Annotated in this window: 15 protein-coding genes and 2 pseudogenes; 4 read left to right on the top strand and 13 right to left on the bottom strand. The window is 61.5% G+C overall.

The genetic code is table 11. The features are described 5' to 3' along the window. The first annotated feature begins 426 nt into the window (after positions 1-426). Together ACERK3_11430 and ACERK3_11425 are read left to right on the top strand one after the other, a co-directional pair. Positions 427-1,686, top strand: coding sequence for a glycosyltransferase family 4 protein (locus ACERK3_11430; GenBank protein ID MFA9478902.1), 1,260 nt, complete (start codon positions 427-429; stop codon positions 1,684-1,686). 54 nt (positions 1,687-1,740) lie between these two features. Further along, positions 1,741-3,051 (top strand): nucleotide sugar dehydrogenase, encoded by a 1,311-nt coding sequence (locus ACERK3_11425; protein MFA9478901.1) that lies wholly within the window; start codon positions 1,741-1,743, stop codon positions 3,049-3,051. Positions 3,052-3,079: 28 nt separating this feature from the next. Here ACERK3_11425 and ACERK3_11420 read toward each other — a convergent pair whose 3' ends face one another. From ACERK3_11420 to ACERK3_11400, 5 genes are all read right to left on the bottom strand, one after another. Further along, a complete protein-coding gene (locus ACERK3_11420) occupies positions 3,080-3,781 on the bottom strand; it encodes a sugar transferase (GenBank protein MFA9478900.1) in 702 nt (233 codons plus the stop codon). Positions 3,782-3,783: 2 nt separating this feature from the next. After that, complete coding sequence (locus ACERK3_11415) at positions 3,784-4,980, bottom strand: UDP-N-acetylglucosamine 4,6-dehydratase (protein ID MFA9478899.1); 1,197 nt, start codon at positions 4,978-4,980, stop codon at positions 3,784-3,786. A gap of 130 nt (positions 4,981-5,110) precedes the next feature. Next, positions 5,111-6,310, bottom strand: a complete 1,200-nt coding sequence (locus ACERK3_11410) for a LegC family aminotransferase (GenBank protein MFA9478898.1) — start codon at positions 6,308-6,310, stop codon at positions 5,111-5,113. Positions 6,311-6,498: 188 nt separating this feature from the next. Then, positions 6,499-7,257 (bottom strand): HAD family hydrolase, encoded by a 759-nt coding sequence (locus tag ACERK3_11405; GenBank protein ID MFA9478897.1) that lies wholly within the window; start codon positions 7,255-7,257, stop codon positions 6,499-6,501. A 26-nt stretch (positions 7,258-7,283) separates the two neighbouring features. After that, positions 7,284-9,035, bottom strand: a complete 1,752-nt coding sequence (locus ACERK3_11400; protein MFA9478896.1) for a NeuD/PglB/VioB family sugar acetyltransferase — start codon at positions 9,033-9,035, stop codon at positions 7,284-7,286. Between the two features lie 287 nt (positions 9,036-9,322). Between ACERK3_11400 and ACERK3_11395 the strand changes: the two are divergent. Further along, positions 9,323-9,442 (top strand): annotated as a pseudogene (locus ACERK3_11395) (IS5/IS1182 family transposase). A 26-nt stretch (positions 9,443-9,468) separates the two neighbouring features. After that, on the top strand, positions 9,469-10,095 hold the full coding sequence (locus tag ACERK3_11390) for an IS5 family transposase (protein ID MFA9478895.1): 627 nt from the start codon (positions 9,469-9,471) through the stop codon (positions 10,093-10,095). A gap of 191 nt (positions 10,096-10,286) precedes the next feature. Here the strand turns inward: ACERK3_11390 and ACERK3_11385 are convergent, their stop codons facing one another. From ACERK3_11385 to ACERK3_11350, 8 genes and pseudogenes are all read right to left on the bottom strand, one after another. Beyond that, the gene (locus ACERK3_11385) at positions 10,287-11,330 is read right to left on the bottom strand and encodes a M48 family metallopeptidase (protein ID MFA9478894.1); all 1,044 of its coding nucleotides are present in this window, start codon (positions 11,328-11,330) and stop codon (positions 10,287-10,289) included. A 43-nt stretch (positions 11,331-11,373) separates the two neighbouring features. Next, positions 11,374-11,943, bottom strand: coding sequence for a LemA family protein (locus tag ACERK3_11380; GenBank protein MFA9478893.1), 570 nt, complete (start codon positions 11,941-11,943; stop codon positions 11,374-11,376). A gap of 250 nt (positions 11,944-12,193) precedes the next feature. Next, the gene (locus ACERK3_11375; protein ID MFA9478892.1) at positions 12,194-12,628 is read right to left on the bottom strand and encodes a helix-turn-helix transcriptional regulator; all 435 of its coding nucleotides are present in this window, start codon (positions 12,626-12,628) and stop codon (positions 12,194-12,196) included. A gap of 170 nt (positions 12,629-12,798) precedes the next feature. Further along, complete coding sequence (locus ACERK3_11370) at positions 12,799-13,689, bottom strand: IS3 family transposase (protein ID MFA9478891.1); 891 nt, start codon at positions 13,687-13,689, stop codon at positions 12,799-12,801. A gap of 201 nt (positions 13,690-13,890) precedes the next feature. Beyond that, positions 13,891-14,322, bottom strand: a pseudogene (locus tag ACERK3_11365) (transposase). A 312-nt stretch (positions 14,323-14,634) separates the two neighbouring features. Further along, entirely contained in the window at positions 14,635-15,078 is a 444-nt protein-coding gene (locus ACERK3_11360; protein MFA9478890.1) for a hypothetical protein, read from the bottom strand. Positions 15,079-15,328: 250 nt separating this feature from the next. Next, positions 15,329-15,751: a type II toxin-antitoxin system HigA family antitoxin gene (locus ACERK3_11355; GenBank protein MFA9478889.1), complete on the bottom strand. Its 423-nt coding sequence runs from the start codon at positions 15,749-15,751 to the stop codon at positions 15,329-15,331. Further along, entirely contained in the window at positions 15,748-16,059 is a 312-nt protein-coding gene (locus ACERK3_11350) for a type II toxin-antitoxin system HigB family toxin (GenBank protein ID MFA9478888.1), read from the bottom strand. The genes ACERK3_11355 and ACERK3_11350 overlap by 4 nt, the downstream gene beginning before the upstream one ends. Positions 16,060-16,167 lie beyond the last annotated feature (108 nt).

Raw genomic sequence — 16,167 nt, 5'->3', positions numbered from 1 at the left:
GATAAGGAGATAGGATCCCCCCCTGGGCCCGAAACTCTGACGCCCCACATAGCACCCCGCCTAAGACATTTTCGCCCCCCCTTCCAGAAAAGTTCGCCCCAAGTGCCTTGCCAAGCCCCCAACCGAGTGAGACGCGACGACGTGGATTCTGCCGAATTGCGAAACCTCAAATTCAGACTAAGCTTAACGACCTCAGATCCTATGAGTCAAGACTGCGGACAGGGGATTTAACAGGACCTTGTCAGCACCCGCGGCAGACCGAGGCGCTGGAGTGAACGATATTCATCGTAGCGACCCGGAGCGGGCCATGCATGAACCGTAATGCTTGACCGGGTCGGCAATTAGCGACAGGTAACACGGGCTCGGTTTCCCGTACGAGGACAGCGCAGCCTCGCACACATAAACCACGTTTTAATCAGGCTTTGCATGCGAATTCTCTACATCCATCAATACTTCGCCACCCCTCAGGGGACCACAGGCACGCGGAGCTATGAAATCGCCCGGGCCATGCAGTCGGCGGGGCATGTGGTGACAATGCTGACGAGTTCAGCACAACTGCGCCCCGAGGAGTTGCCGGCCGGCGAGGGGCCGGTGCGGCGGGGGGATGTGGCGGGCATTCCGTGCATCGTACTGATGACGCCTTACGACCAGACGATGGGGTACGTGAGGCGGATTCGCAGCTTTCTCTCGTTCATGGTCAAAGCCTCGGCGATCGCTGTGCGGGAGAAGCAAATTGATTTAATCTATGCCACGAGCACGCCGCTGACGGTGGGTGTGTGTGCGCTGGCGGCGAAGTGGCTGCGACGGCGGCCGTACGGCTTTGAAGTGCGGGACCTCTGGCCGGACGTGCCGATTGCCCTTGGGGTGATACGCAACCGGTTCGTGGGGGGGCTGTTGCGGGTGCTGGAAAAGCGGATCTATCGCTCGGCACGGTTTGTCGTGGCGATGAACCAGGATCTGGCAGACGACATTACCGGCAAGCTTGGCGGACAGCAAAAGCCTGTCCTCGTCGTACCCAATGCGTGCGACACGTACCTATTTCGGCCGGACCGGGACGGATCGGCATTTCGCGAGGCGCACGGGCTGGCGGGCAAAACACTATGCGTTCACACGGGGGCGATGGGTAAGGTGAATGGGCTGGATGCGGTGCTCGACGCGGCGGTGCTGTTGAGGGACCGGCCGAACGTGCGGTTCGTACTGATCGGTCACGGCCGGGAGAAGCCACACTTGATCAAGCGAGTGCACGACGAGGGGCTGGAGAACGTGCTGATTCTGGATGCCCTGCCGAAGCAGGAGCTCGCGGACGTTCTGGCCACGGCGGACGTGGGGCTAATGGTTGTCTCGCCGATTCCGATCCTTGAGCTGAACTGTGCCAACAAGTACTTTGACTACCTCGCTGCGGGCTTGCCGATCGTGCTGAATTACGAGGGCTGGCAGGCGGACATTCTTCGGCAGCACGAGGCCGGCCGCTCGGCGGCGCAGGACCGGCCGGGGGATTTCGTGGCCGCGATACGCGAACTGGCCGACGATTCCGAACTGCGTCGCACGATGGCCAACCACGCGCGGCAGGTGGCGGAAAGCGCTTTGAACCGCCAGAACGTGGTTCGTCCACTGATCGATCTGATTGGAGAACTGGACAGTCGGCCAACAGATGCCGATGAACAGAACGAGGAAGCCGCGTTGTGACCTGCTCGTCGGTAGGCTATCCGACCCACCACGCCTCCCACTGGAGAACCGTATATGGACTTGAAGGCCCGTATTGACAATGGCTCGGCAGTGGTCGGTGTCGTCGCGCTGGGCTACGTCGGGCTACCCCTGATCCGCAGCTTCTGGGAAGCGGGGATGCGCGTGATGGGCTTTGACATCGATGGCGAGAAGATCGCCATGCTGCGGCGAGGCGAAAGCTATCTCAAGCACTTCGGCCCCGATTTTGTGAAGCAGATGTCAACGTCTGAGCGGTTCGACGTGTCGGACGACTTTGGCCGTCTCAACGAGCCTGACGCGATCCTGGTGTGCGTGCCCACACCGCTGGGCATGCACCTTGAGCCGGACCTATCCTACATTGAAAAGACGGCCGACGCGATTGCTCGACAGCTTCGGCCGGGGCAGTTGATCGTGCTGGAATCGACGACCTATCCGCGCACGACGCGCGACGTGATGCTGCCTCGCCTGGAGGCGGGGGGTCTGGTGTGCGGCAAGGATTTTTACCTTGCCTATTCGCCGGAGCGTGAGGACCCGGGCCGACGGGACCACAGCACACAGACAATTCCCAAACTGGTGGGTGGGATTGATGAGGCATCGGGCGAACTGGCGACGACGTTGTACCGGCACGCGATCCGTGAAGTGATTCCGGTTCGTTCGGCGGAGGTTGCGGAGGCGGCGAAGATCCTGGAGAACGTTTACCGGGCGGTGAACATCGCGCTGGTGAACGAGTTGAAAGTGATCCTTACAGCGATGGATGTTGACGTGTGGGAGGTGGTAGACGCAGCGGCAACCAAGCCGTTCGGCTTCCAGGCGTTCTACCCGGGGCCAGGGCTGGGCGGCCACTGCATTCCGATCGATCCGTTCTACCTGACGTGGAAGGCGCGCGAGTTCGGGCAGGCGACAAAGTTCATCGAGTTGGCGGGACAGGTGAATCACAACATGCCGCGCTACGTCATCGAACGGACGGTGATGGCGTTGAACGATCATTGCAAACCGGTGAAGGGATCGAAGGTGCTGGTGCTGGGGCTGGCATACAAGCCAGACGTGGACGATGTGCGCGAGAGTCCAAGCTTCGAGTTGATTGAAGCGCTTCAGGCAATGGGCGCCAACGTCGATTACCACGATCCGCACGTGCCGACCACGCAGAAGATGCGAAAGCACGACCTGCAGATGCGCAGCATCACGCTGGATGATGAGCGCCTCGCGAGTTACGACTGCGTGCTGATCGCCACGCACCACAGCTGGTACGACTGGCCGATGATTGCGGAACACGCGCAGTTGATCGTCGACACGCGGGGGGTAATGCGCAAGACGGTGGGATGGCGGGAGAATATCGTCAGCGCCTAAGTAAGGTTGATGCGTTGAATCGCTATGCTCAGGCGGAGGCGGCGGGCTCGTGGCGACCTCGGGTCGCCTTGGGCTCAAGGGCTTCCGGCCGCGGGGGGAGGTTGGAGAACCAGCGCAGGTACGCGGTGCTGGTGGGGCGAAGCACCATCCATGCGGTGGCGAAGATGATTTTCATGTCCAGCCAGAAGCTCTGATGCTTCTGATACCACAGCTCGAGTTCGCCCTTATAGGGGGCGATGATTTGCTCATAGACCTCGCGGGGTTCAAGATCGGAGGCTTCGACGATGGCCTCTTCGTCGCGGAAGATGATCGAGCCGATACCCGTGAGGCCTGGGGGAACATTGATGATCTGCGCCTGCACATGCTCGGGGTACATTGCGAAGCTCTTGGGCATCAGCGGCCGCCAGCCGACGACGCTCATATCGCCCTTAAGGATGTTGATGATCTGCGGCAGCTCGTTGATTTTAGCCTTGCGCAGCACACGGCCGACGGGCAGCACGCGCGGATCGTTGCGAAGCGTAATGTCCTGTGTGCCCATTGATTCGCTTTTTTCAAGCATGGTCACAAACTTGAGCACTTGGAACTCGCGGCCCTTGTAGCCCACACGCGGCTGGCGATACCAAACCTTGCCTTCGCCGGTGAGGCGAAGGATGAGCATCACGAGCAGGAACATCGGCCCGACCAGCAGCAGGGCGAAGCCCGAGGCAAAAACGTCGAACAATCGCTTCATGGTTACATCCGCTCGTCGAGGTATCGGTGCTTCTCCGCGTGAGCGAAGGTGTTGAGCGTGTCGTTGAACAATTCCACCAACTGCGGCTTGGTCCACTGGCCGGCCTGTCGCATGGCGCGGATCTGTTCGACGAAGCGGGTGAGCTTCGTTTCGTCCCAGTTTACCTCGTTCTGCACGACGCCTGCGTCGATGAAGCGGTCCCAGTCGACCTGCTCTTCGTCGGTGTAGAATTCTTCGAAATCTTTCTCGCCAGTGGTGTCGCTGGTGAAGAAATAGCAGGGCCATTTCTTCTGCGGCGCAAGCTCGGCTACCTTCGCGCGCGCGTCGTCTTCCGTCTCGCATTCAACCGGCTCGTAGCCAAGGTCGGCGAGGAAGCGGCGGGCCATGTCGGCGAAGGTGATCAGGTGGAGTTTCTCGCTGAGCTTTGGGAAGAACAGGTCGCGGTTGTGGCCGAAGAAGGTGGACAGCAGGCAAAGCATCGCACCTTCACGGTCAGTAACGAAGTAACGGCGCACATCATTTGGCGCGGCGAGCGGCTGACGTTTTTCCAGCCGACGAAGCCAGCCGAACGGGAGGCTACCGTCGGAGAAGGCGACGTTGGCGAAGCGGGCACTGGAGACTTCGATCTGCTTACTGGCGCGTGTGAGGAACATTTCCATGATGCGCTTGGAGGCCCCCATCATATTGACGGGGTTGGAGGCCTTGTCGGTGGAGACGCAGAAGTAGCGAGGGCAGCCGCTGGCGGCGGCGGCATCGATGGTGCGCTGGGTGCCAAAGATGTTGACGTCGATCATGCGCATGAGGGTAAAAGGATCTTTCTCGCTGCGCACGTGCTTGAGGGCGGAGAAGTTCAGGACGATATCGTAGCGGTCCTGGGCTTTGATGAAGGCATCGAAGAGGTCGGTGTGGCAGTCGAGGCAGAAGGTGCGAAAGTCGCCTTCAATGTAGCCATAGGAACTGCGGACATCGCGGACGATCTCGGTGAGGTTGTTTTCGTTGATGTCAATAACATGCAGGGCCTTGGGCGAGCGTTGGAACAGCTCTTTGACGACAGCCCCGCCGATGGAGCCTGCACCGCCGATGACCAGCAGTCGTGAGTCACGGATGCGTTGGGCGAGTTCGTCACCGACACGGGCGAGGTCTTCGCTGAACAGCGGCTCGGTTCGGCCGATGAGTTTGAGGATGACGTCTTCAGTCATGGGGGCGTGAAGCTCCAGAGGCCGGGGTTCCGGGGGCACGGGATCAAGCCTGCGAGAGTACCCGATTATTCATCGGCGCGATAGTGGCCCGACCTGATTAAAAACACGCAATACGGTCCTGGTTCATGAATTACGCGCCACCAATCTGCTGTGCCAGATGAGCACTACTGGGCAGATTGACCACGCGTGCGGCGAGCGATTCGGTGACGCTGAGCTGAGCGCGTGGGCAGTGCTGGTACATGCCAAGCCGGTGCATGGGCATCCAGATCGGCCGAACGAGCCACTGACGATCGTGCATGGCCTGGAGCAGGTCGGCGTGGGCGGCGGCGCATTTCGCATCGAGTACGAGGGCGTTGAGCCAGTAGTTGCTGCGGGCATTGGTCGGCTCGGCGAGGATGGTCGCGCCCTCGACGTCGGCGAACGCGTCGAGGTATCGCTGAGCGATCCGGCGCTTCTGCTCGACGAGGTTGGGCAACTGTTCCATCTGCGCGACGCCGAGTGCGGCGTTGAGGTTCGGCAGGCGGTAGTTGTAGCCGACCTGATCGTGGACGTAGGCCCAGGCGTGGGGGAGCTTGGCCGTGGTGGTGATGTGTCGGGCCGTGGCGGCGAGTTCATCATCGTTGGTGAGGATGGCCCCGCCGCCGCCGGTGCTGATGATCTTGTTGCCATTAAAGCTGAGGATGCCGAGCCTGCCGAGTGTGCCGGTGTGCTGGTTGTTGTAGAACGAGCCGAGCGACTCGGCGGCGTCTTCGACGAGGGGGAGGTTGTAGCGTTGGCAGACCTCGAGCAGGCTGGCCATGTCGCAGGGATGGCCGAAAGCGTGCATACAGACGAGGGCTGCGATGCGTTTGCCAGTGTGGCGGTTGTGGAGCGTCCCCGCGCGGCGCTCGGCATTGGCGCCAAGGTAGTCAGCGAGCCGTTGCGGGCAGACACCGAGCGTCACTTCGTTCACCTCGACGAAGTGCGGGGTGGCCTGGCAGTAGTTAATGGCATTGGCGGTGGCAACAAAGGTGAGCGAGGGGGCGAGCACTTCGTCGTCGGCCTGGACGCCGGCGAGGCGGAGAGTGATGTGCAGCGCGGCAGTGCCGTTGACCACAGCCACAGCATGCTTTGCCCCGGTGTAGGCCTGAATCGCCTCTTCGAATCGCGTCACATACGCGCCTGCGGAAGAGACCCAGCCGGTGTCAATGCATTCTTTGACATAGCCCCACTCGTTGCCAGCGAAAGTGGGCGTGTGCAGCGGTACGGGAGGGTCGACGTTTTGCAGGACCTGCCCAACGGCGTGAAGCACGGTGCCGAGGTCGAGGCTGCTGCTGGCGGGTGTGGTCATGAAACGTGCCTGGCCAGTAAAAATGGGTTGAACGTATCTGGGGCAATGGAACGTGATTATAGCCGCGGAACTCGTTTATTGAAAAGGCCCCCGAGGCAGTGTGTTACGCTGTGAGCCAATGAACCGGTTACATCCGCCCGCACCACGATAAAAGGACGATCGGCCGTGGGGGGGGCCGGAGGCGATCTCTACGTGCTGGTCGACGATTGATCGCCGTCGTCCACAGGCTGATCCGCCATCAGCCCTGCACAACGCATCACATAATGGAAGGCATCGGGATGCGCCAGGTTCGGCAGCACGTGCCGGGCACCGGCGGCTCGTAGTTGCTCCATGCTGTAAAACCCGGTGGCCACGGCGATGATTTGGCACGCATGCGCCTTGGCGCACGCCACGTCGCGCGGAGTGTCGCCGATGATCACGACGTGCCGCGCCCGCACGGGCGTGCCTTTCAGTCCCTGGTACTGTCGCATGGCCGCCAAGGGGAGGTCGTCACGGCTTTGCCCATCTTCCGCCAGTGCGGTGATGGTGAAGGTAGCCCAGTCAAGGTGGGCAGCGGCAAGCTTGAGCTCGGCGGCACGGCGGTAGTTGCCACTAAGCAAGCCGAGCGTCACATCGCCATACTCGTGTGCACGGGTCAGCAACGCATCGAGCAACGCTCGTACGCCCGGCAGCACCACGACGTCATCGCCGATGTGCGCCAGTTCCTGCTCCAGTTCGCGCAGGTAACATTTGCGGAACATGTCGTGCAGTAAGTCCGGTTGATCAACACCATTATGTTGAGCCAGTTGGGCGAAAATCTGCGGGTCGAGCAGCCCGGATTGCACCGGGCACCATTGAAAGGCTTCGCCGAGGATGGCCCGGCCCGCCCGGCGGAGGCATCGGCTTCCCGCACCGCCGGTGAGCATCAGCGTGCCGTCAATGTCGAACAGGATCAGTGCCCGGCTCATGGTGTTTCCAATAACGATATGCCCCTTCAGGCCTCGGACGGTAACGACTTCGCGGCGGCAGGTACGTTGTTCACCGACAACCCAGCCTGATCGCGGGAAACAAACACCGCTTCGTCATAGCGAAGCATGACCAGACCCTCGGCCCACTCGTTTTTCGCAGCATCGATCGACAGCCCCTGTGCCTCGCGGATCATCCATCGCGTCATTGGAGCACCGGCCTGATGAGTCAGCGGGTAGCCGCCGCCGAAGCGCGCGTTGATTTCGCAGACCTGCATTGCCTGCGTCCGCGCATCAAAAAACACCTGCACGTTCATTACCCCCCACGCGCCCGGAAGCGCCTCGGCAATGTGACAAGCAAGTTCCTGCACCGGCTCACAACGAACAGTGACCCCCTTGCTCACCTCACCGCCTCGAGTTTCCAGTCGTTGTCGCGGCACGGCGCATCGACATCGGCCCTGCCGGTCAACATACACATCAACGGTATATTCCTGCCCGGCGGCAAGTTCCTGGACGATGTAGTCGCCTGCCGCGGTCACGATGCGCAGTTCATTGATGTCTCGCACCACCGTGGCGCCCGTCGAGGATGAGCCACGTCGCGGTTTGGCAAACAGCGGAAAACGCCAGTCGCTCGCATCGTCGAGAAGCGCCGTCGCGCTGGTTTGCCGCATGGTCGGAAAGTCATGCGCGACCAGCCAGTCGTGCGTCATCTGCTTATCGTTGCAGATGCGGATCGTCTCGACCGATCCAATCATGATCTGCGCGCCGATCTGCTCGAACCTCCGCTGGTGTTGACTGAAGAAACTCAGGTCCGGATCGATGGTGGGCACAATGAGGCGAACCGCGTGGGTCCGACAGATTTCGAGCATCTGCTCAAGACAATCGGCGCTGGAGTAACTGGGAACCAGACAACCGACCTCGGCCAACTGAAAGGCCGAGCTGCAACGTGAGATATCTGTCGCCACCACGTAGCTGTCCTGCCTCAATTCACTCAGCGATTGCTGTAGCAACTTGAGCAACGCAACGCGTCGGCCGGCCGCCGAAAGCATGACGTTGAACCGTGGGCTCGCCCCGCCAACCGTCGGCTCGTTTGCCATATCGGCGCGGTCGGCATCGCCCACCTGCCGGGCCGGCACACCGATCACCCTCGTGCGAGCAGCGACCGCCCTCACCACGACCGCGCCCGCCCCGACCAGCACGTGATCGCCCAGTTGAACCCCCTGAATCACCGTCGCACCGGTTCCCAGGTGGCTGGTATCGCCCACCGTCACATTGCCACTGAGGGTCACGCCCGGTGCAATGTGAACATGATCCTCCACGATGCAGTCGTGGTCGATCGACGCCGTGGTGTTGATCAACGTGTTTCGGCCGAGCCTGACGCCGGGCTGGATCGTCGCGTTCGCCATGATCTGCACCCCCTGTTCCAGCCGGACCGATTGCGACACGGTCGCCGAGGGGTGAATCAGTGTTGCGAACTGATAACCCTCCTTCGTAAATCGCTCGAACACACGGCGACGAATTTGGGGCAAACACACCGAGCCGATGCCATTCACCAGACGCACAGAATTGGGCGCGTGCTCGAATACCGCGTCGTCACCTCCCCGTACGAGCACGCCTTCAATCGTCCTGCCGTGCTGAGCAGAATCATGGTCCGTGATGAAAAACACCTGTCGGCCAAGACTTCGCAACAGATCCAGCAAAACACGCGCATGCCCCCCCGCACCAATGACGATCAGAGGCAGATTCCGATCCGCTGTCGTGACAGGTGTATTGCTCATCATGCACCGCATCCCAGATGGATTTTAGCCAATGTACTCCGACTCCCAACAGTAACGACGACCCAGTGGAAGCGATGATGTAAATTGTAGCAGTCTGCCGCTTCATCGGATTTCGGTGCCCCGCGGAAATGCATCAGAGCGCGAGCCAGGATGAGCGGCCCCATCAGCGATCGTGAGCGCTCAACGCTTCGTGAACACAACCCCGTAATGGTACGGCGGCAGATCGACTAGCTGCTACGGACATTCCCCGCAGGTCCGCCTATGGTTTGATTTGGCCATGGAGGGCCATCATGCGACGACGCCACGAACTCACGGATGAGCAATGGGACCGCATTCAGCACCTGTTGCCGGGCAAGGTCGGCGATCCCGGCCGCACGGCGAGCGACAACCGCTTGTTCGTCAACGCGGTGCTCTACGTGCTCAAGACCGGTATCCCTTGGGCGACCTGCCCGAGCGGTTCGGCAGGCCCAACACCATCTGGAAGCGATACGACCGCTGGTGTGCGGCCGGCGTGTGGGAACGGGTCGGCCGGGCGCTCGGCGAGGCGGACCTGGCGGGTGAGCACGACGAGGTGCAACTGGATGCCACCAGCGTCAAAGCGCATCCGACCGCGTCCACAGGACGCCGGCGACGAGGTGAAAAAAACACGACGCCGACACGCGGCGGGCTGACCAGCAAGCCGCATGCGGCGGTCAACGATCGCGGCCAATTGCTGCGTCTGATCCTCACGCCCGGCCAACGCGGCGACGCCCCGCAGGCCCCGGCGCTGCTCGAAGGCCTGCATGTTCACCACGTCCTGGCCGACGCGGCGTATGACAGCAACGCGATCCGCCGGTTGATTCGCCAGATGAAAGCCCGGGCGTGCATCAAGCCCAACCCTACCCGCAAGCGCAGGAAGCGCTATGACCGTCAACGCTACAAACACCGCAACGTCATCGAGCGATTCTTTCGGCGGATCAAGCAGTGTCGGCGCATCGCCACCCGCTACGAAAAGAAAGTCGCCAACTTCGCCAGCTTCATTTGGCTCGCCGCCGGCATCACGACACCGAATGAATGTCCGTAGCAGCTAGTTTGGCCACAACGCTTGGCGTTACTAACGCGGTGCGTTGTATGGGGCATGATCAAGACGTTTGCCGACAAGCAGGCCGCCAACGTTTGGCACGTGAAGAACCATAAGCATTCATTTGCCAAAAAACTAGCAGGCTGTCGCGCTGCATAAGCTTGTCCATCACGCCGTCGAACATCATCAAATGCTTATTGCGCCAGCGCCAGGATACGGTCGATGCGATCTTTCACCGGGGGATGCGTGCTCATCATGGACGCCCAGTTTTCCTTGTGGCGTGCATTGAGGATCGGGTTCACGATGTACGCATGGGCCGTCGCGTCGTTGGCCTGCTTCAGCGGCGTGTGGTCGGCGACGAGCTTGCTCAACGCGCTGGCGAGGGCCTGCGGGTGTCGGGTCAGTTCCACGGCACCGGCGTCGGCGAGGTATTCGCGCTGTCGGCTGACCGCCATCTGGATCATCCGCGCCAGGATCGGCGCGATGATCATCAGCACCACCGCCACCACCGCGAGCACGATCACCAACCCGCCGCCGCCCTTGCCGCTTCGGCCGCCGCCGCCACCGCCGAGTTGGATCCCGCCGCGATGCCGGCCCATCCGTCCGTGACGTCGTCGGCCCATGCTGCCGTAGAAGACCGACCGTTGCAGTGTCGCGGCGGTCATCACGATCAGCCCGGCAAGTGTGGCGACCATCATCGTCAGCCGAATGTCGTAGTGGCGGACGTGCGCCAGCTCATGAGCCATCACCGCCTGCATTTCATCCCGGGTGAGCTTCGCCCGCAGGCCGGTGGTGATCGCCACCGCCGCGTGCTCGGGGTCTCGGCCGGTGGCGAAGGCGTTGAGCGCCTTGCTCGGGATCAGATACACCTCCGGCATCGGCAGGCCGGCGGCGAGGGTCAGTTCCTCGACGACGTTGAACAACTCCAGGTCCTGATCACGCTCGACCTTGCTGGCCCCGCTGGCACGCAGCATTGCCCGCCCGCCGCGGTAGTAACTCCATAAGCTCGCCACCGTCACCACCACCACAGCCAGACCGCCGGCCAATGCCAACCCCTCCCACCCGATCGCTTCCGCGGTGAACGCCATCAACGCCGCCGCCACAGCCATGAACAGCGCCGCCGCCAGCACCATCATCAGCAGCACCAGGAAGACGCTGTTGCGCTTGTTTCGGCGAATCAGATCGTGAAACGTCGTGCCCGGTGGATAGGCGTGAATCGTCGCTTGCCCTTTGCTCATGGCTGATCGCCTCTGCGCTTTCCACCTGGTGTAACCCACACGTTCAGAATTTCACTTCGGGCGCTTCGCGGTGGCCCGGGTCTTCGATCTCGAAGAAGTCGCGCTGCTGGAAACCGAACGTGCCCGCAATCACATTGGTGGGGAACTGCTGGACGGCCGTGTTGTACTGACCGACGGTGTTGTTGAAGTGTTGTCGCGCGAAGCCGATGCGGTTCTCCGTGCCGGTGAGCTCTTCCTGAAGCTTCATGAAGTTCTGGTTGGCCTTGAGGTCGGGGTAGCTTTCGGAGAGGGCGAACAGTTGCCGCAGCGCACCGGTGAGCAGGTTTTCCGCCTGGGCCTGGTCCTGGATGCCCGATGCGTCGACCGCCTGCTGCCGGGCACGGATGACCGACTCAAGCGTTTCGCGCTCGTGGCTGGCATAGCCCTTGACCGTTTCGACGAGGTTAGGGATCAGGTCGTGTCGGCGTTTGAGTTGCACGTCGATCTGAGACCATGCGTTTTCAGCCTGCACGCGCTTGCGCACCAGGCGGTTGTACGCCATCGCGACCCAAAGGCCGACGATCACGATCAGACCCAGAAGCACGAGCAGGAGAATCACGGTTGCCGGATCCATAATTGATCCCTCCGACGTTTGATCATGATGCGATGAAAGGGCTGCCGCAGCGACAAGGTCGCGGCACCCGGGGGTTCCGTATGGCTCGCGGCGACGCTGGCCGGTGGCTGCAGGATTAGTCTATCGCGAGCAGGTCGTCCCGCATAATTCGAGCAGCTCCAAGGCAGATAAGCGCCTTTGGCTTTCAGCGGGGCAGGCCCGATGCTGTTCTTCACTGTTTTACGCCGGCGTTCGTCGTGACCCGGTACACTCATCGGCGGGCGCCTTGAACGAGATGCTCGGTGCGGGCGATCTTGACATTGTCGCCGAGCACTTCCTCGAACAACTCCCACTCGTTCCAGCACAAATCGGTGCAGTTTTTCGCCACCACGCAGATAGGGCAGTGCTTTTCAATCAAGTCATATGAGCCGTCTTCATTTCGCAGCACCTCGGCCATGTAGCCTTCACGTGTGCGGATGTCTGCCAGCACACTGAGTCGGCCGGCTAGCGACTTTCGCGTTTTCATGCGCTCCAGGTAGGCCTGTTTCTGCTGCTGCTTCCGCACCGCAAGAATTTTGTGCATCCCCCGCGCCCCGAACGCATGCTGCATCGACTGCACCAGGTCGAGCGTCAATTCCGCATAGCCGGAGGGGAACAGCCTGTCGGCCTGGTCGGTCAACTCCCACATCTGCGCCGGACGTCCCATTGGCCGGGATTGTGCAGTGCTGCTTGCCAGTCCCTGTTCGTGCAGGCGTTTGAGATGCAGTCGTACTGACCTGCCCCCATGGTTTGTACCACCTCTATGTTAGTCGAACGGTTGCTTGGTCCTGCCCCCGTCCTTGGTCCACCCCAGATGCGAGCTTTGACGCTCCTTGGTCATGGTACCTCGGCATGGGCCGAAGGCGTAGGCGCAGCCGGAGCCGTAGGCCCATGCCGAGCGGCGAACACCGCCGGGGCCATGTTGCCCAGGCTACTGTGCGGCCGCTGCTGGGCGTAATCCTCCCGCCACGCTTCGATCTTCTCCCGTGCATCGGCCAAGCTCAAGAACCAGTGGCTGTTCAGGCATTCCTGGCGGAAGCGGGCGTTGAACGACTCGATCGTCGCGTTGTCCGTCGGCTTGCCAGGCCGACTGAAGTCCAGCTTCACCTGGCTGCAGTACGCCCACAGGTCCAGATCACGCGAGATAAATTCCGGCCCATTGTCGACCTGAATCGCCTCGGGCGTCCCATGCGCCGCCGCAACCCGCTCGACCACCTGCGCCACATCAATGCCCCGGATCCGCGGTGCTGCATGCAATGCCAGGCATTCCCGCGTGTGGTTGTCGACCAGCGTCAGCACCCGAAACCGCCGATCGTCGAACAGCTGATCCGACACGAAGTCCATCGACCATCGCTCGTTCTTCCGCGACGCTGTCGGCCGAACCTCGCGCTTCTGACACGCCACGCGACGACGTGGCACCTTCTGACGCATCACCAGTCCCTCCTCCATGTACAGTCGATAGACCCGCTTGGCGTTCACCTGCCAACCTTCCCGCCGAGGCAGAATGTGCAGCCGACGATCGCCATATGCCACACGCGTCGTCGCCAGCTCACGCAGTCGCCGACGCAGCGGCTGCTGCGGATCGGCCACGCTGCCATACGCCCCCACCTGCTTGGCGTTGCCAAACCGTTTCGGATCGTCGATCATTGCCACCACCGTCTCAGCCAGACGCGGGCCGACACCGGGAACCGTCCGCAGCAAACCCACCTGCGCATCGGCTTGGGCCATTGCCTCAAGCTTGGCTTCGACCTGATCGATCAACTGCTGTACCTGCGCCAACGCGTCCAGTTCCACATGCAATTGTCCACGCCACAACGCGTCCGGGGATACCTCGGTCAACGGCTGTGCCAGTGTGCCCAGGGATGCGATCGAAGACGCCGTCCAACCCGACTTGCCGCTGGCGTGCGTCAGGCCCTGAGAATCCAGAATTGAGCGGATGCTGTTCTTGATTGCCGTGCGTCGGCTGACCAGCGTGTGGCGGTAGGTAATCAAGCTGCGCCACTGTCGCACTTTCGTGCTCGGCAACGTCACGGTGGGCAGTTGCCCCATGGCCGAGAGTTGTGCCAGCTTCAAGGCATCGTCCTTGTCGGTCTTACGCTTGATGTGCTTCCATCGCCACGCGTCGTGATTGGGATTGGCCACCTCGATCGGCACGTTCAACACTTCACACAGGTCCTTGATCCAGCCCGCCGCGGAGCCGACTTCGATCACCACGCGTGTTGGTTGAACATTGACGATCAGGTCGTGCAATGCCGTGGGCGTCGTGGGCAGCGTCTGGAACGTGGCGTCGCCGGTGCCGAACTGATATACGCAGGCCACGCTCTTGAATTTGCCCAGGTCAATCGCGAGAATCGTGCTCATGTCGGGTCTCATGTGCAAGTTCACGTCCTTGGGCGATCCACGTGATCAGCCCGTTACACCTGGGACGATGATCCCACATCAGCACCACCGCCGGGAGGCCCGGCTTTTCTATGAGCCAGCCTGTCAAGCCCAAGATCCAATCAGCCGTCCAGCGAGATCGGTTCACTCTTCTATCCGAGCTGCCACGGAGCCGGTGGGCCTGTCATCCGCGGGCTCATGCAACAAAACGACGACGCCCATTCTCATAGGCGCGCTTCAAACGCAAAGTCGGGCCGGGCTGTCGTCGATGGCGATCACGTCGAACATGCCTCGTCAGTATCTCGAGTTCACTCCCCTGATTCCTTGCCACCGCATCACATCAGGCCGTTGCTTCCACGGCGAGGGGATCTCGCCAGTCGCTGCCGTCGCGCAGCATCGCCCAGCAGACCACCAGCAACCGACGGGCCATCGCCGAGAGCTGCCCAGCTTCAGGGCATCGAGCCGATCGCTCTTGGCCCGGACGTTGCGCCATCGCCAGGCATCGTGGGCCACGTTCACCACCGGCAACTCGATGGCCAGCGCCCCCACCAGGTCCGCCAGCCAGCCCGCCACCGGGCAGATCTCAAACACGACTCGGTCCGGCTCAAGCTCGACCACCAGTTCGTGCAGCGAGGCCGGACCGGTTCGCACTGACCGATAGACGGCTTCGTCGCCGGTTCCCTCGTAAACGCACGCCACGCTCTTGGTCTTGCCCAGATCCAGTGCCAGAATCCGCATGGTCAGCCTCCTTCGTCAGGATCCATCGCCGGGCTGACCACCGTGATCAGCCACCTGCCGTGTATGATCCTGGACCGTGCCCACAGGCGATAGGCTGGCTGCATTTTTTCTCATAGTTTCTTTTAGGCCGCCGTTCACACCGTTCACGATCAGCCACCGTTTGTGCTCTTGTTAATCGGCCTCGGCTGTCTGCTCCATCTGCGTTCATGCCGAAAATCTCCATTCATCACCGCGACGCTCATGTGTCGTCTTATAGGAACAGCGCCGGATTCACCTTGAAGCGTTCCGCCAGAATGCGAATGTGGGTTTTGCTCAACTGCCGTTCGCCGCGTAACAGCTTCGAGCCCAGCGAACGGTTGCCCAGCAACTCGCCCATGGCCGACGCGCTCATGTCGTTCTGTTCCATCAGGTACTTGAGCGCTTCGATCGGCGATGCCGCCGGCACGTCGGCCGCATAGTGGTCATGGTCGTACCTGGCGATCAGTTCGGTAAGCGTGGCGAGGTAGTCGGCTTGGTCGGGCGTGGGCTTGGCCAATACCGCCAGGCGGTCGACCAGTTCGACAGCGTTGTCGTAGTCGGCATCATCCTTGATCGGACGCAACTGATGTATCGCGTTCAACCGCTCGAACGTTTTCGGCAATGGATCACGATGGGTGGGTGTTGCGGTTCTCATAACTCATCCTTCCATGGGCTGCGGTCGTATTCCTTGTGCGTCATCAGCCGGAGCACGTAGACCTGGCCGGTGTTGAAGTGGATCGCCGCGACAAGCCGGTGCTCGTTGCGCTGGATGTTGAACACGTGCACGGTGTTGCCGCTGCCGACGGTCACGGGGTCCACGTCGTTAAAGGTTGCTTTCACGTCGGCCGGGTTGTGCCATTCCGCCGCCAGCACGACGCGTTCCCAATGCTCCAGCGATGCGCGCGCCTGCGGGTAGGCTTTGGCGTACCGCCGCAAGCGTTTCTGCGTAATGATCCGCCTCATGAGTACATTATGTACTCGATCGACTGAAAGTCAATCGGACATGAGACATTTTGTACGCAGTTATCACCTCGCCCGTGGCCCAGCCCTTCTGGGGGTAGCCGGGAGTCC

Source organism: Phycisphaerales bacterium AB-hyl4, assembly GCA_041821185.1.
Lineage (GTDB): Bacteria > Planctomycetota > Phycisphaerae > Phycisphaerales > Phycisphaeraceae > Natronomicrosphaera > Natronomicrosphaera hydrolytica.
This window is presented reverse-complemented; position numbering and strand designations above follow the sequence as displayed.

Coding starts and splice junctions, on each gene's coding strand:
- ACERK3_11355 (MFA9478889.1), bottom strand. CDS start 15,751: ATGAGAACCGCAACACCCACCCATCGTGATCCATTGCCGAAAACGTTC.
- ACERK3_11430 (MFA9478902.1), top strand. CDS start 427: ATGCGAATTCTCTACATCCATCAATACTTCGCCACCCCTCAGGGGACC.
- ACERK3_11410 (MFA9478898.1), bottom strand. CDS start 6,310: ATGACCACACCCGCCAGCAGCAGCCTCGACCTCGGCACCGTGCTTCAC.
- ACERK3_11375 (MFA9478892.1), bottom strand. CDS start 12,628: ATGGGACGTCCGGCGCAGATGTGGGAGTTGACCGACCAGGCCGACAGG.
- ACERK3_11415 (MFA9478899.1), bottom strand. CDS start 4,980: ATGACTGAAGACGTCATCCTCAAACTCATCGGCCGAACCGAGCCGCTG.
- ACERK3_11370 (MFA9478891.1), bottom strand. CDS start 13,689: ATGGCCCAAGCCGATGCGCAGGTGGGTTTGCTGCGGACGGTTCCCGGT.
- ACERK3_11360 (MFA9478890.1), bottom strand. CDS start 15,078: ATGCGGATTCTGGCACTGGATCTGGGCAAGACCAAGAGCGTGGCGTGC.
- ACERK3_11350 (MFA9478888.1), bottom strand. CDS start 16,059: ATGAGGCGGATCATTACGCAGAAACGCTTGCGGCGGTACGCCAAAGCC.
- ACERK3_11400 (MFA9478896.1), bottom strand. CDS start 9,035: ATGATGAGCAATACACCTGTCACGACAGCGGATCGGAATCTGCCTCTG.
- ACERK3_11385 (MFA9478894.1), bottom strand. CDS start 11,330: ATGAGCAAAGGGCAAGCGACGATTCACGCCTATCCACCGGGCACGACG.
- ACERK3_11420 (MFA9478900.1), bottom strand. CDS start 3,781: ATGAAGCGATTGTTCGACGTTTTTGCCTCGGGCTTCGCCCTGCTGCTG.
- ACERK3_11380 (MFA9478893.1), bottom strand. CDS start 11,943: ATGGATCCGGCAACCGTGATTCTCCTGCTCGTGCTTCTGGGTCTGATC.
- ACERK3_11405 (MFA9478897.1), bottom strand. CDS start 7,257: ATGAGCCGGGCACTGATCCTGTTCGACATTGACGGCACGCTGATGCTC.
- ACERK3_11425 (MFA9478901.1), top strand. CDS start 1,741: ATGGACTTGAAGGCCCGTATTGACAATGGCTCGGCAGTGGTCGGTGTC.